Here is a 15817-nt window from a genome sequence, read left to right on the forward strand (position 1 = left end):
CTCCTTGGCAGACTCTCTTCGCCCATGGCGAGCACTCCTGATTGGCATTAACCACTATCCACAGTTGGCGGGCGTGCCTCCTTTAGCCGGATGTCTGACGGATGTTGAACTAGTGAAAAACCTGTTGCTAGACAGCTGGGGACTGGCGGACGGTGACATTACGCTCCTGACGGAACAGGCGGCAACCCTCGATGCCCTCCAAGAAACCCTAGGCGTGCTGGGGCACGCTGACCAACCCCTGTTGGTTTACTTTAGTGGCTATGGCACGTGCTGGCAGGAGCAACCGGCACTGGTTTTGACAGATGCTACGGCAGCAGGCAAGGGCATCTTACCTCTTGCCGAATTGCTGCGTATCAAGGGGATCCAGGTATGGCTCGACACTCGCTTTAGCCCGCCCCCCATTGAAGGGGCGGCGTTGCGCTGGCGATTTGTCCCATTGCAGGCCGCAGAGACCCGTAGCCCAGTCCCTAAAGAGCATCTGCTCTGGGCAGATTTGGGGGTAGAAACACACCTGAATGGCGTCCCGATGGGACTTTTTACTGCTAGTTTTAGCCATTATCTAGCAGCTTTGGGGGGCGATCGCCCCTTGACAACCAGCTTCATGTACACAGCCGATGAACTGCGCTGGCAAACGGGGGCAGAAATTTATCTGGTCAGCGATGGACTTGCAGGGAAGGTCACCCTATCCCAGGGGTTTGATGGTGTGGTGCAGGAGACGGGGCAGGATCGCGCGGTTCAAGTCTGGTGTGGCGGTCTCAGTCCTTGGCTATTGGCCTATTGTCATCCCCACAGTCGCTGGAGTACTGCCGATGGTGCCACCGTTGTCAACATCGCGAGTTTTAATGGCCTGATGGCACAGGGAGTTAGCAGTCAGCCTCTGCAGGTGGGCGATCGCCTCTACGAACAGCAGCGACGTTTAGGGAAAAATCTCCGTTTGCAAGTGGCCCTCGACACCAAGCTGAGCAAAATTGAGCGAGTAGATGCCATCAATGCCCTAACCAATGAAGAAAAAGTTGCCGTCCTCAACAGCAGTGACCCTCTGCCGGATGTGGTTCTCACCAAAAGTGCAACAGTGGGCAGCTATGGACTGGAGTGGCCGGTGGGCACCCTACTTCAACAGAGTTGTAGTGGCACTAATGAAGCAGCTAAAGCGGGTATCCGTCGCCTGAATCCGCTGCTCAACGCGCTATTGGCGCAGAAATGGCTAACGCTAACGCTCAATCCCACCTCTAGTCAAGTGGCCGTGTGTACAACCCTCGAACAAATATCGCCGACGGCAACGTTGTTGAGCCGTCAATTCTCGACCCGCAGCCCCAACCCCCTCCCTGACGTCCTGGGCACCAAGCTGCCAGCCATGAACTTAGAAAGCCCTCTAACCTTGACTAGGGGAGATACCTGCCGTTGGAGTCTCTACAACTATGGCGATCGCCCCCTCAACATTGTCGCCTTTGCTTGGGATAGCAGTCAGGGGATGCTCCTCTTGCCGCTGCACCCCCAGTCCTGGCAGATCGTGGTGGCGCCGGGTCTAAACATTCCCCTCTACACGTGGACACTGAATCGCCCCTGTCAATGGCTGAAGGTCTTTATCATCAGTAGCCACCGCCCCCTTACCCGTTTTAGTCAACTCAGTAGTCAGCCCAGTCATTCAGAGCCATTGTGGATTTCTGGCGAGGATAGTCTTGCCCTGGTTCTTGGCCTACTAACGGATCTCAGCAGTGAACCGGAAGGGAATGAGTTTTGTTTGGATGTGCGAGAGTGGTGTACCCACGGCTTCACGCTGCGGGTGGTCTAGGCCAAGCGCCGCCGCAATAGGGGCTGAATCAGTAGGCTCATTCCTAGGGCAACAGCAAAGAGGATCAATAGGGCAGCCCCCAAGCTCAATGATCCCCAAGGAGCCACCATCACCACATCGCTCAACCGCCAATCGGGATGCAGATAGACATAGCGAATGGGTTCAATGGCCAAACTAAGGGGGTTGAGGCTGGCAATCCACTGCAACCAGCGGGGCATAAAGGAGAGGGGAACCAAGGCGGTACTGGCAAAGAGTAACGGTAGGTTAATCACAAAAATCACCGCTAACAATTCAATGTGCCCCGGCAAGGCAAAGGTGAGACCCAGGCTCAAAGCCGTCACGCCAAAGACCAAAATCAACACCGTGGCTAAGATGACCCCAATGCCAGCTAAGTTGGGCACTCCTGTGCCTAAAAGTACCCCCAAGCTGGCGATCGCCACCACCTGAATCAAACTCAAGGTGGTAATAAACAAGGCTGACGCAAGCACAATCGAAAACCGCGAGGCCAAAGGCGCCACCAACAGCCGATTCAAAAAGCCAAATTCACGGTCAAACATCACCGGCAACCCCGCATTGAGAGCACCACTAAAGGCGGTAAAGACAATGATGCCGGCGCAGAGAAACTGACTGTAGTTAGTGCTTTCGCCAAAGAGGCCCTGAGGCACATTCTGGAAGAGAGCACCAAAAAGAATCAGCCAAATCAAGGGTTGCACCACTCCCGCCACCAATGTTGAAGGGCGCCGTTGCAGTTGGATAAACAGGCGACGGGTTAAAGCTAAGGTTTCCTGAACAAATTCACCGGAGAAAATACCGGGAATAGCTGGGGCTGAAGCAGTGGTCATAACACAACTCCGAGATCAAACCTGCTTTCTAGGGTAGCAATGGCTCTAAATCTTGCCAGTGCCTTTCTTTTCACTCTTTTTCGGTTTTGCTGGCGCCACCTGCATTGCCCAGTTGCGGGTGAGGATCATGCGCGGATGAATTAAGCGATGCTGATCAATCAGCCACAACAGCGTGCGATCGCACACCCGCCACACCGCCTCCTGTAAATTTCGCTGAGCTACCCTGCGCAATTCCTCTAGCTCCGCTGTCTGACCCCGCCCCGGCTCCAAGCTATCCGCCAGAAACACGACACAACTTAAGGCATCCATGCCCGGTTGACCCAAAGTATGATTGGCCACGGCTGCCAAAACCTGCTCATCGGTAATACCAAACTGTTGCCGCGCCACCAAGGCACTCACATCGGCATGGAGCAAGTGGGGATCTGCTGCATCTACGTCCGTAATAGGTAGCCCCGCCTCCTGTGCCATCCTTAACAACCGCTGCGGGGGAAAGTATTTCGCCAAATCATGTAATAATCCAGCCCAAGCGGCGCGATCCACATCCAAACCGTGGTGTAGGGCCAGCTCCGCCGCCATCGTCTCTACCCGCAGGATATGTTGGAGTCGGGGTGCCGGCACATTTTCCGTCAGCCATGCTAAAACCTGCTGGCGATCCCACAGGGACTTTTTAGAATCAGGTGTTACAAGGGAAGTCATAGCCAAAGCCACAGCAGGGATGATGAAGTGCTACCCTTGTATCATAACGAAGGCGCTTTTCACAAGGCTGGGAGACAACCCTCAAAACATTGACATCCCCCCCGGCCGGGAATTCCTGCGGCGCTCAAGCCCAGCTTAAGTCGCTTTGGTAGATTCCTAGGCCGAGGGCGTATCCGCTGCTCATATCTCCCCAAGCGTCACTTCCGGCATGTCCTGCCGTAGGTCGGCGTGGTGGTGGCCGACAGCAAAGTTATAGAACGGCTGTGCCGATTGCGCTATCCTTAGCCCCCCAAACGGCGGGGCGTGCCGCCCGCTGGGTCAAACTTCCGTAATTTTACGGATAGGGTAAGGCAAAGAAAAAAGAGTATCGTAGAAGTACGGAGTCGTCCTGTCGAAACTACTGAATCATCCTAGCGGTGGGGGCACATTACCTGTAAGCTTTGACCTAAAACGGGGTATCCTATCCTCCTTCCCTTCCTGTTGAAGCTGCTATTCATCTCCTTGGCTGCCTATGAGTTACTGCTTAAACCCGAACTGTGTCAAACCAGACAACCCTGACGATGTAGAGGTTTGTCAAGCCTGTGGCAGCAAACTGTTGCTGAATGATCAATACAAGGCAATTAAAGTCTTAGGGCGGGGAGGATTTGGAACGACTTATCTTGCTGTTGATACAAAACTACCCGGCAACCCCAGTTGTGTGATTAAACAATTGCGGCCCGCTGCCACTGCACCCCATATCTTGGCGATGGCGCGGGAACTCTTTTTGCGGGAAGCAACCACCCTAGGCAAAATTGGCAACCACCCCCAACTGCCGCGTCTGCTTAATTATTTTGAAAATGGAGATGAATTCTATTTAGTCCAAGAATATGTGGAGGGTCTTACGCTTCAACAGGAGGTCAAGCGCTTTGGATCCAAGAGCGAAGAGGAGGTAAAGCAGGTCTTGCAGGAGGTGCTCCCCATCCTCGATTACCTGCATAAAAATGGGGTGATTCACCGCGACATTAAGCCCGCCAACCTCATCCGTCGCGATATTGATAAAAGACTGGTACTCATTGACTTCGGTGCCGTCAAAGACAAAGTGACCCAGGCAATGATAGAAAATGCGCCAGAGCTTTCTACATTTACTAGCTTTGCGGTGGGCACTCCCATGTATGCGCCGCCAGAGCAGATGGCGATGCGCCCCGTCTATGCCAGCGATATTTACGCCCTGGGTGTCACCTGTATTTATCTCCTCACCGGTAAATCACCCAAGGAGATTGAACGGGATCCACGCACCGGTGAATGGCAGTGGAAGCGGTACGTCAAAACTATCTCCCCTGAGTTTGCTGCTCTCCTTGACAAAATGCTGGAGGATGCGGTGAAAAACCGCTATCAAAGTGCCATGGATGTCTTGGCAGATTTACAACTCTTGGGGTCCAAGCAAACATCCGCTGCAGCTATCCCTAGCGTTGCCCCAGAGGATGACGATCTCAGTAATGCCCTCTCAGCTCCGCCTAGTCAAGGCAGGCCTCGGACTCCAAAGACAACTCAGCGCGCTAGCTATGCTTCCTTTGTGAGCCAAAATGCCCAAGCAGCTCGATTGCGACAATTGCGAACGACCGGAACTCAAGCGGGGGGGCCGCCCGTTGTCGGCACAGGCTCGGGTCAACACCTACGCGCTAAAGTCACGCCACGGATGACAGCGTCACAACTTCTGACAGCTTACAAACGGGGAGAGCGGGATTTTGTAGATGTGGATCTTTCCAATGTGGTTCTCCGCAATGCGGATCTGTCGGGTGCCAACTTTGCCAATGCCAATTTTACAAATGCAGATTTGAAGGGCTGTATCCTTGCCAATGCCGTTTTACGGGAAGCCAATTTCCAAGGCGCTAACCTCAGCGATGCCAATTTTTGCGGTGCCTATTTGGTGCAGGCCAACTTTACAAAGGCAAATTTAAGGGGAGCCAAATTTCTGGATGCCTCGATTTCAGGAGCAAACTTTACAGGTGCCGATATTTGTGGCGCAGACTTTAGTATTGTTTCTGGTATGGTTCAGGGGCAGCTTGATCGCGCTAAGAAGAATTGGTTTACAAAGTTACCTAAATAGAGGGGCGAGTTTGCCCCCTTCTCCTAAGACCTCAGACACTTATCGGAGTCACAGCCGGCAGGGCCTGCTTCCATGAGGGGCTGAGTATAGCGGGAGAGAGCCTCGTGAAAATCATTGACGCGCTTGCGCCGCGCCACAGCCGCAACTTCCTGTTCGTAGCGTTCTTTGCTAATGGGTTCAAAGGGCAGACGCGGGAAGGTTTCATGGGCATCAAAACGAGCCAATAGGGCAGCAGAAATATACCCTTGATCCTCTTGAATAGCGTTGTAAATAGCGTTCGCAAGGGGTTCTATTTCATGTTCCCGCAGCTCAATAGTGGCACTGGTGTTGTGGGTGGTGTAGTGCTGCTGTACCTGCATATAGAAGTCAAACTGCGCCAATGCGGAAAACTGGCTAATATCAATCGCGTCTGCCCCCGGCAGATCGGCCCAAGAAACGGCAACGGGAATTTCCACCAGCCACTCCGTACACCGCGGATCAAAGGGATCGTCAAGAAGTTTCCCAGTTTCATCTTTATCGGACTGGGAGGGGATGATGTTGTAACCAAAGTCATAGCAGGCCATGGCCACCGGATCGCCTTTGCGGAACGTAATTCGGCGAATGAAGCGTTGGGCTTTGGGGGGATGCCAGCCAGGGGAGGCACCCGTTAGCAGGGATTTAGTGCCGGAGGGTTGGACGGTGGTACAGCGATTGGGGCGTTTCAGGCCGTGGCGATCGCAATACTCCCAGACGGCCTCATGGACAATGTGTCGCCAGCGTTGCAAAAAGTCGGCTTCTTGGGCTTTGAACTCCTGCCCTTGAGCTGTATTGGGTCGTCCTGCGGCCCACCATTCCAGCCATGGCACGCCAAAGGCCTGGACAAAGAAATCAAAGAGTCCAGTAAAGCTGACACCGACAATGGGATCAACGGTACGGGAGTACTGATAGCGATCGACAGTAAAGCGATGGTTGAGGAGAGCCGCAACTGAAAGCGCGCCAGCTTTGAAGGCTTTTTCCTGTGTGATCGTATCTGCTGGATCAATTTGATTGAGGTGGATTTCCGCAAGGTTGCAGTGGAAGTCACTGCCGATAATTTCACCACAGGGATTAAGACCATAGCGAGCCAAGCGATGGGTCAGTTCTTTCTCCCCTACATCCGCAAGTAGAGACTGCAAATAGGCTCTCCCTTCTCCTCGGCTATAGGCTTCTAGAAAGTTGCGCTTTTGCTCAGGGCTAACCAAAATATCCGCATTGGCACGGGCTACGGCTTCCCCTGCCCATTGAATGGCTCCTTCCCCTGAATAGAACTGACTGCGCACCGCATTGACGCATTCTTCAAGAGTAGGCTTGGTGTGAAAGACACGGGTATGGTTGGCCATGCGCAGCGCATCGCGCTTTGGATCAATGCGCCAATTGCCCTGTTCATCCTGCTGCCAGAGATTTTGCTTGGCTTGGGCAAAAGCCTGATCATCACTTGCCCCCTGACGCATACCCGCCGATCGCCTGACATTGCCAGCCACGACCACAACGGCTGCCTCATCAATTAGCAAACAGCACTCCACCGAGGTCAATTGGCGACCCACTGCTGCATTCAACAGTGCGGCACAGCGGTGGTACAGGTCGGGAAGTTTCACAGGATTGGCAACCCCGCCAAACCCCTTGAGTTGCTCTCCTGTGGGGCGCACATCGCTAATGTCAATGATCACCTGCACGGCTCCCCCCAGTTGCGAGTTGCTCGCCAGTTCAAGCAGTGTTTGGTAGGATTTCACCCAGCCCTGGCGGCTATCTCCCACTTTGATGTGGCAGGTCTGTCCCATGAGGGTCACCGTGGTTTGCTCTTGGCGCGCTGCCTTGGGGGTTTGACCAATCTGGCCGACAACAGTTACCTCAAGGCGATTGCAAATGGGCGGCAACTGGGAAATGTATTTTTGCTCAAGGACAGCACCTGTGCCACAGCCCTGCATGGCCAAGTCCATCATCAGGCCAAAGGACTCCCAGTCCACCACATTGGTGCTGGTGCAGTTGTAGGCACCGGAAAAGTTCTGCGGTTGGCGCACCCAATCAGTTCCCCCCACCCACAGCCAACGGCCAGAGGGCAGTGCCTTCAAGTCCTGCTGCATTTCCCTCAGAAGCGCCACTTCTGCTGCGGTGAGGTGCCCCACTTCCTGCAGGCCTTGGAGGGTGCGATCGCACACTTGTTGCCACGTCTCCCGCTCACCTGCTTCGTTTTGGCGGCTGTAGGTGCGGTAAAACACGGGATAGGCTGTGAGGACTGTGGCGGGGAAGCCGGTTTGGAGACGGGGAGGATTTTGCACCATAGGGGCAGGATGCAATGGCTAAATACTAGGTGTAGTGTACCGAAGCAATCCTTAGGGGTCAACAGGCACTAATTATAGAAAGACTCTGAACTCCTCTGCCACAGGGAGAGGGAGATGCTAGGATAGCAGGAAGCTTTTGCTGTGAATCCAAAGGTTAATGGTTACTGCTCCCCCAACGTCCTTCAGAACCGATGCCTTTGACCAAGTGGTGATGACCACCTATGGCCGTTTTCCCATTGCGCTCGTGCGCGGGGAAGGCTGCCGCGTTTGGGATGATCAAGGCCGCAGCTATTTGGACTTTGTGGCGGGAATTGCCACTTGTACCCTCGGTCATGCCCATCCAGCTTTGGTGGAGACGGTGAGTCGGCAAATGCAAACGCTGCACCACGTCTCAAACTTGTATTACATTCCCCAGCAGGGGGCACTGGCGCAGTGGTTGGTGGCGCACTCCTGTGGCGATCGCGTGTTTTTCTGTAATTCCGGGGCTGAAGCCAACGAAGCCGCGATTAAACTGGCCCGTAAATACGCCCATGCCGTGCGCCACATTGATAGCCCAATCATCATTACGGCGCAGGCCAGCTTCCACGGACGCACCCTCGCCACGCTTACCGCGACGGGTCAGCCGAAGTACCAGCAGCACTTTGACCCCTTGGTGCCGGGCTTTGCCTATGTGCCCTACAACGACTTTGGCGCCCTGGAAGCTCTCGTGACTTCCTTGGATCACCCTCAACCCCAAGTGGCAGCTATTCTCTTAGAACCTTTACAGGGGGAAGGGGGAGTTCGCCCCGGCGATCGCACCTATTTTGAGCAGGTTCGCCAACTCTGCACCGACAAGGGCATTCTTCTCATCTTTGACGAGGTGCAAGTGGGCATGGGTCGCACCGGATCCCTGTGGGGCTACGAAACCCTCGGTGTTGAGCCGGATATTTTCACCACTGCCAAAGGTCTTGCGGGGGGCATTCCCATTGGGGCCATGATTGCCAAGGATTTTTGTGCCGTCTTTCAGCCGGGGGATCATGCCAGCACCTTTGGTGGTAACCCCTTGGCCACGGCGGCAGCCCTCACGGTGTGCGAAACCCTTGAAAAAGAGAATCTTCTGCAAAATGTGCGCGATCGCGGGCAGCAACTGCGGGCAGGACTGTGTCAACTCCAAGCGGCCTATCCTCACCTCATTGCTGAAGTGCGCGGCTGGGGGCTGATCAACGGTCTCGAACTGCACCCCGACATCCCCCTGACCGCTGCGGAGGTTGTAAAGGCGGCCATTGGGGAGGGGCTATTGCTGGTGCCGGCAGGGCCCAAGGTGGTGCGTTTTGTCCCACCTTTGATTGTCAGTGCTGCGGAGATTGACATGGCGTTAGGGGCAGTGAGCCGAGCCTTTGGGCACTTCGTAGCCTAAAGAACATCCTTGCGTTTTTGAAAGACCCCCACTAGCCCCAGCATCAGGGCGATAATGCCCCCCAAGCGCAGGTTATTGGCGGTAACATTAGCGTTAAAGGTGTGCCCCTGAAGACTCCAAAAGCGATCAATGAGGGCTTCGCCACTGGCGATCGCCCGCCCTCGCTGCTCTTTCCAGCGGGCAAATGTATCCTGCCAGCGCTCCATGGCTGCTTGATAGTCCTTGACCCGTTGATTGTACTCCTCGACGCGATCGCGATAGGCCTGATTAAACTCTAAGACCGAATTGGGCAAACTTGGCGGATCGCCGGGGTCAGGAGGGCGTGGGGGTTCAGGTTCATCCACCGCAGGGTGGTATTCCTTGCGCACCCCCGGAAAGCGGCAACGTCGAAAGAGGTTCTCGTCAAAGCAGGGACACAGCTCTAGGGCTTGACGACTCAGTTTCTGCCGTTCAGATTTTGTTTGCTGCCAGCAGGCATCCCGCGCCACCTCCTGACCAAAGCCGAAGAGGGATACCACACTGGCATAACTCCAGCGGGTCAACGTCACATCACTGATCAGATTGCCCACATCCCCTAGATCCTTCAGGGGAATAATGGCGCCGGCAAACGTAATCTGCGGCACCAAAAAGAGAATTGTTAACAGGGGAGCTACGGTTTGAGTTGGTGAGAGGGCAGAGACCAGTAGCCCCATCACCATGCCGCCAAAGGTCACCAGGAAAAGGGTTAAATACAAGCCAGCGATCGCCCCAAAACCGAGGCTAAGATCGATTGCCCAAAACTTCATCCCCAAGAAGATCGCTGCTTGGTACAGGGCCAGCACCACCGCCGGAGCAAGCTTTGAGAAAATATAGGGCCACAGCCCCAATCCCACCATCCGCTCACGGCGATAGATCTCCAGTTCCTTCACAATTTCGCGCATCGTGGCTAGGCTGCCCACCATCACCGCAATCAACACAGTGACAAAGGCCATCGTAAATGCCTGCCCTGCATCCCCCTGCTTCGGATCGAGAATCGTGGGCTTCCAGAGAACAAAATCCAAGGCTCCCAAAATCGGTGCCAAAGAAAGCATGAGAATGAGTGCCGCCCGATCCTGTCGCAAAATGGCTAAGTTTCGCCGGGTGAGGATCCACCACTGCCGCCACGGTGCCACCTGCGGAATTGTGGTTTTCGGACGTTGGGGTTGGATTTGCCGTGTTGCCGCCGTATCCACATTGAGGGGGCGCTGCCGCTCCACCACATAGGTTTGGTACAGATGGGACTGGCGATAGCGTTGCTGCCAGACCGCTGGATTGGGTTCGCTTTCAATCTTGAGGTAAATTTCATCAAAATCTTGAACATCAAAATAACTGAGGGCTTGGTCCGGTGGCCCAAAGTAGGCAAGGTGGCCGCCCCGTGCCAAAAACACCACCAAATCGCAGAGCATCACGTTCTTGGTGGCATGGGTAACGAGTAAAATCGTGCGCCCTTGATCCGCCAACTGGCGCAACAGCCGCATCATTTGTGTTTCCGTCCCCGGATCCAAGCCAGAGGTGGCCTCATCCAAGAAAAACAAACTGGGGCGGGTGAGCAATTCCACACCAATGGATACTCGTTTGCGCTGGCCTCCACTAAGTTGTTTAACCAAGACATCCCGGCGAGCGGTTAACTCCAGTTCCCGAAGAACGCGGTTCACCTGTTCCTGTCGCTCTTTTTCACTAAAATCAGCGGGTAGGCGCAGTCGGGCTGCATAGTCCAAGGCCTGAGCCACGGTTAGCTCGCTGTGGATAATGTCATCCTGAGGCACATAGCCAATCTGGGTGCGATAGGTGCCAAAGTAGCGGTACAGATCATGGCCGTTGACGAGTACGGTGCCCCCCGTGGCAGGACGAAAGCCATTGAGAGCATCGAGGAGCGTTGATTTACCGGCACCGCTGCCACCAACAATTGCTACAAACTCACGGGGCAAAATTGAAAGGGAAATATCTTGCAGGAGCTTTGCTCCCTTGGCAGTGGTTTTGCTGAGGTGGATGGCATCGAGGCGCAGGTTACCACTGTCGTTGTGGGGAACAATGGTTTCGTCGGGGGTAAAAAGCGAACTGTAGGGGCCAATCCGCACCAAAGCACCCGTGGGTAAGGGCACGGGTTTGCGGGGTTCAAGGCGCTGGTTATTGATGAAAGTACCGTTGGCAGAGTCGAGATCGACAATGTACCATTGTCCTTCCTCAAGGTAGAGGCGGGCATGAAACCGCGAGACCACAGGATGATCCAGCACCATATCGTTGCTGGGGTCACGGCCAAGGCGAATCTGCTGGCGATCGCGCAGTTGCAGGGGGCGGGTTTGCTCGACAACTTGGGTGGCGGGCATCAACAAATAGGTCAGGCGCAGAGATTCCCCCACATGAATCACATCCCCCGGTGCCAAGGTGTGTTCGCTAATCGTTGTGCCGCGCCAGTGGAGGCCGTTTTTGCTGCCCAAGTCAACGATTTTGTAGTGATTCCCCGATCGCACCAGCTTGGCATGGTGAAAAGAGACAAAAGGATGGTCAATGGGAATGTCCGCCTTCGGATCTCGACCGAGAACCAGTTCCTCCTTCAGCAGGGGAAACTCCTGCAACCAGTGGGGTGTCGCCACCTGCAAAATCGGCGTACTGGCAGCCCCCATGACCACGGTGCTCGGTAGTTGCGTTGTCACCATGCCATCGGGATCAAAAATGGCTTCAAAGTCCCCAATTTGCAGGCGATCGCCCGCCTTGAGAGTCACAGGAGTGCGGGGCCGCAGCTTCGTGCCATTCAAAAAAGTGCCGCTGGCGCTGCCCAGATCCGCCACTTCATAACCCGTCTCCTTTGGAATAATTAAGGCATGGTGGCGGGAAATCCCCTCGCCAACCAGAATTACTTGGCTTTGGGGGTCGGTACCAATGAGCAGGCGATCGCGCCCCAATTGAATTTGCTGTCGTGAACCGTCAGCGGCCGAAAGTTCAAGAATCGGTACAGCCATACCGCTTGTTTAGAAATCTCACTTTATTGTGTCACTCATAGAAGCAGCAGAATTTTCTACATTGGGAACAAGAAAAAACCCTAAAGTATTAGTCGTTACGAAATCATAGGTATTAAATTTGCTAGATTAGCATTCAATTGATTAGCCATTGCCCTTCCGTTGTCTCTTCTTACAAATTCTCCCAAAGATATACAACCCAATCTCTTTACTCCGCTGTTGTTGTGGGGATGTCTTCATGGTGATGCACGTTGAAATTATTGAAAGTAACCCCCACTTGCGTTCTCTCCTTGGCTGGCACCTACAGCAGGTGGGGCACATCGTTCATCTTGCCGGTGACTGTCAACAGGGGCAGGAAGTGTTTCAACTGCGGCATCCCGATCTAGTCGTTCTAGATCTGGATTTGAAGGAGGGCAAAGGTTTGGAACTATGCCGCTGGCTTCACTATCAAGGTACTCCTTTAATTCTGGTTCTTTCTGCCCGCGAGGAGGAAGCGGATGTGGTGACAGCGCTGCGGGCAGGTGCCGATGATTACTTGGCCAAGCCCTTTGGGATGCAGGAATTTCTTGCTCGAGTTGAGGCCTTGGCACGGCGAGCACGCCCCTATTTACCGAGTGTCCTGAATTTGGGTGAGTTACAGGTGGACTTAGTGCAGCGGCGAGTGGTGGTTCGCAATGTGCCGGTGGATTTGACACCGCAGGAATTTAGTTTACTCTATGTCCTCACCCAAATGGGAGGCACGCCTTTAAGTCGTCAGGAGTTGCTGCGGCGAGCTTGGCCAGAAAGTATTGAGAACCCCCGCACGGTGGATACGCATATCTTATCTTTGCGTAAGAAAATCGAAGTGGATCCCCAGCAGCCGCGCCTGATTCAAACCGTGCGCAATGTCGGTTATCGGCTGCACCTTGAGCCATTGAATGGTCGTTCCCCGCGCCCCGGCCGTCGAACTGGCCCCTTTGACCGGCGATCGCCCACCCATGTTTTGGTTTAGATACCCTATGTCCTACAATAGAGGACACCGCAGAAGCCAAGGAAAAGATGAGTCTTTCGCCTACTAAAACCACCTCACAAGTGCAATGGCAATTCCATCCCCACACCCTCCTTGACCTTTACCGCCAACAGCAATGGGAAGCGCTCTCTGAGACACTGTTGAACCTGCTGCGTCATTTTGAGCAAGTAACTTACCTCCAGTTAACCCCCCAGGAGCACTACGCCATCAACGCCTTTGTGAAACACTTTCTGTACCTCTTTACTCAGCCAGATTACATCATTAGCGATCGCCATGTGCCCGAGTTCTTGAAGCTAAATGGCGTCATTTCCAATCTGGTGGCTATTTCTAACTTCCGTACCACCGATCCTTGGTTACTTTTACTAGAACAACAACCCAACAACTTTGCCAAACTACTTACCCTCTACTCCCCCCGCAATCGTCGTCAATACCCCATCCAACGGTTTTTTGATTTATCCCCCCGCCTCGCCAGCCTGTGGTACTGCTATTCCTTTACCCGCTATGCCGGCTTATGTGCCAATCCCCATACCAAACAGCGGCTCAAAGATTTAATGGCGGCCTTTGATAATCGGTTGGATGTGCTGGTGGAATTTCACCACATGAATTTTGGCGCCACCTATATTGATGGAGAAGGGGATAGTCGCTTCAAGGCAAAGCTAAACGCCAAAATTCGAGAACTGGTTACCCGTCATATTACCATTCGCAATCAACCAAACCCGCGTCGGATTGGCGTTATCTCTGGGCGCTGGTTTTCCGGCACATCTGTTTATCGCATTCTTCAGCCCTTTGTCAAGGCTCTCCAAGAAACCTATGAGGTTGTTTTATACTACTTTCCCCGCAATGGTGTTACTCCTGATACCAGCGGCTTTGTTGCCACTTATCCCCTCCCCTTGAGCAATCACCAGTTTGACCTGAGTCCATTGATTGAGAACGACCTGATGCTCGTTTACTACCCCGATATTGGGATGGATGCAGAAAACATTCTTCTCAGCAATTTGCGCCTTGCCCCAATTCAAGTGATGGGGTATGGCCACCCCGTCAGTACGTTTGGTTCTGAGATCGATTACTTCATCGGTGGTGCTGCTGTGGAGCCAGCGACAGCCGCTCAACATTACAGCGAACGCTTGATTCTCCTGCCCGGCTTGGGTCAAAGCTGTATCCGCCCGCCATATCAGCCTCAATATCTTCCTCCTGCCACCCATCCCCTGGTGATTAACTGTAGTTGGTATGCCCAAAAGGTGAATCCTAAGTTGCTACAACTCCTGCGCGAGATCCTCCGCCAGACCCAGCGCCCCCTCTTGTTCCAAATCTTTGCTGGCACTGCGGTAGCTACGAGGAATGACTTTTTGCCGTTTGTGCGAGATCTGCAGCGGTTTCTGCCGCCCCGCTCATTTCAGGTCATCCTCCATAAGCCCTACAGTGAATATATGGCCTTAATGGAGCGGGGAGCCTTTGCCCTTGATCCTTACCCCTTTGGTGGCGGTAACACGGTAGTGGATTCTCTTCTTATTGGCAAACCCATTGTCACCTATGAGGGACAGCGCTGGTACAACCGCATTGGGTCGGCCATTCTTAAAGAAGTGGGCTTAGAAGAATTAGTTGCAAGGAGCGATCGTGAGTACGTGGAAAAGGCATTGCGACTTGTAGAGGATGGTGATTATCGCCAGCAGCTTAGTCAGAAACTGCAGCAGATGGACTTAGATCAGCTTCTTTTCCACGGCTGTGAGAAGCAATTCTTTCGCCAAGCCATTGACTACCTCATCGCCAATCACGATGCGCTCAAACAATCTTCTTCCCGTGATCCCATCCTGATTGCTGGCAATGGCTGATCCCTTTGCCTGGTTGAAACCTGCGCTCAAAACCCTGCACCGTGCCCAGTGGTATCGGCAACCCACCCCTAGTGGTGCACCGGGAGCCATGGTCACCCTTGGCGAGCCGCCGCGTCCGTTGATTAACTTTTGCAGCAATGATTATTTGGGGCTTGCCAATCATCCCCAAGTGAAAGCAGCGGCCATGCAAGCCATTCACCAGTGGGGAACCGGGGCAACAGGTTCGCGGCTCCTCAGCGGCCAACGTCCCCTTCACCAGCAGTTAGAGCGGGCGATCGCCCAGTGGACAGGCACAGAAGCAGCCTTAGTCTTTAGTTCCGGTACTGCAGCCAATCTCGGCACCATTCCTGCTCTTGTGGATCAGCGGGATCTGGTGCTGGGGGATGCCTACAACCATGCCTGTCTCAAAAAAGGCGCCCGCCTCAGCCATGCTAAGTTCTGTGAATACCCCCACAACGATGCCGCTGCCCTTGCCCAACTCCTAGAGAGTTATCGCTCCCAATACCGCCGTTGTCTTATCCTCACCGATGGTGTCTTCAGCATGGACGGGGACGTTGCTCCCTTGGATAAGATTTTGCAACTGGCGGAGGCCTATACAGCCATGGTGCTGGTGGACGATGCCCACGGCACAGGGGTGTTGGGAACTAACGGTGCCGGCACCTTAGCCGCCCTGGGGCAATCTAGCCCGACCGTGATTCAGATGGGAACCCTCAGCAAAGCCCTCGGCAGTTTAGGGGGATACATTGCTGGTTCCCAAGACCTGATCACCTATCTGCAACACCGCGCCAGCACGTGGATCTATAGCACCGGACTCTCAGCGGCGGATACCGCTGCTGCCCTTGCTGCCCTTGAGCAACTCCAAGCAGATCCTTCCCTTCGCCACGCCCTCCGAGAG

Annotated in this window: 10 protein-coding genes; 6 read left to right on the forward strand and 4 right to left on the reverse strand. The window is 54.1% G+C overall.

All coding sequences use genetic code 11. The features are described 5' to 3' along the window. Nucleotides 1-4: 4 nt before the first annotated feature. Nucleotides 5-1792: a caspase family protein gene (locus Q0711_RS00825; protein WP_299041288.1), complete on the forward strand. Its 1788-nt coding sequence runs from the start codon at nucleotides 5-7 to the stop codon at nucleotides 1790-1792. Here the strand turns inward: Q0711_RS00825 and Q0711_RS00830 are convergent. Beyond that, nucleotides 1789-2634, reverse strand: a complete 846-nt coding sequence (locus Q0711_RS00830; protein WP_298612317.1) for an ABC transporter permease — start codon at nucleotides 2632-2634, stop codon at nucleotides 1789-1791. The genes Q0711_RS00825 and Q0711_RS00830 overlap by 4 nt on opposite strands. A 45-nt stretch (nucleotides 2635-2679) precedes the next feature. Next, nucleotides 2680-3330, reverse strand: a complete 651-nt coding sequence (gene yqeK / locus Q0711_RS00835) for a bis(5'-nucleosyl)-tetraphosphatase (symmetrical) YqeK (RefSeq protein ID WP_298612314.1) — start codon at nucleotides 3328-3330, stop codon at nucleotides 2680-2682. Nucleotides 3331-3841: 511 nt separating this feature from the next. On the opposite strand from yqeK, the gene Q0711_RS00840 reads away from it, so the two are divergent. Further along, entirely contained in the window at nucleotides 3842-5416 is a 1575-nt protein-coding gene (locus tag Q0711_RS00840; protein ID WP_299041291.1) for a serine/threonine-protein kinase, read from the forward strand. 23 nt (nucleotides 5417-5439) lie between these two features. On the opposite strand, the gene nrdJ is transcribed toward Q0711_RS00840, so the two are convergent. Then, a complete protein-coding gene (gene nrdJ, locus Q0711_RS00845; protein WP_299041293.1) occupies nucleotides 5440-7713 on the reverse strand; it encodes a ribonucleoside-triphosphate reductase, adenosylcobalamin-dependent in 2274 nt (757 codons plus the stop codon). Between the two features lie 157 nt (nucleotides 7714-7870). Here nrdJ and Q0711_RS00850 point away from each other — a divergent pair, with 157 nt between their 5' ends. Beyond that, a complete protein-coding gene (locus tag Q0711_RS00850; RefSeq protein ID WP_298612053.1) occupies nucleotides 7871-9109 on the forward strand; it encodes an aspartate aminotransferase family protein in 1239 nt (412 codons plus the stop codon). On the opposite strand, the gene Q0711_RS00855 is transcribed toward Q0711_RS00850, so the two are convergent. Next, nucleotides 9106-12087: an ABC transporter ATP-binding protein/permease gene (locus Q0711_RS00855; RefSeq protein ID WP_299041295.1), complete on the reverse strand. Its 2982-nt coding sequence runs from the start codon at nucleotides 12085-12087 to the stop codon at nucleotides 9106-9108. The two genes, Q0711_RS00850 and Q0711_RS00855, sit on opposite strands and share 4 nt — an antisense overlap. A 235-nt stretch (nucleotides 12088-12322) precedes the next feature. Here Q0711_RS00855 and Q0711_RS00860 point away from each other — a divergent pair, with 235 nt between their 5' ends. The 3 genes from Q0711_RS00860 to Q0711_RS00870 all read left to right on the forward strand — a co-directional run. After that, nucleotides 12323-13075 (forward strand): response regulator transcription factor, encoded by a 753-nt coding sequence (locus tag Q0711_RS00860; RefSeq protein WP_299041298.1) that lies wholly within the window; start codon nucleotides 12323-12325, stop codon nucleotides 13073-13075. 47 nt (nucleotides 13076-13122) lie between these two features. Further along, nucleotides 13123-14922 carry a hypothetical protein gene (locus tag Q0711_RS00865; protein ID WP_299041300.1) on the forward strand — a complete coding sequence of 600 codons (1800 nt, stop codon included), beginning with the start codon at nucleotides 13123-13125 and terminating at the stop codon, nucleotides 14920-14922. Then, a partial coding sequence (locus tag Q0711_RS00870) for an 8-amino-7-oxononanoate synthase (RefSeq protein WP_299041302.1) occupies nucleotides 14915-15817 on the forward strand: 903 nt, incomplete at its 3' end. The genes Q0711_RS00865 and Q0711_RS00870, both read left to right, overlap by 8 nt.

This window comes from uncultured Thermosynechococcus sp., from assembly GCF_937958135.1.
Lineage (GTDB): Bacteria > Cyanobacteriota > Cyanobacteriia > Thermosynechococcales > Thermosynechococcaceae > Thermosynechococcus.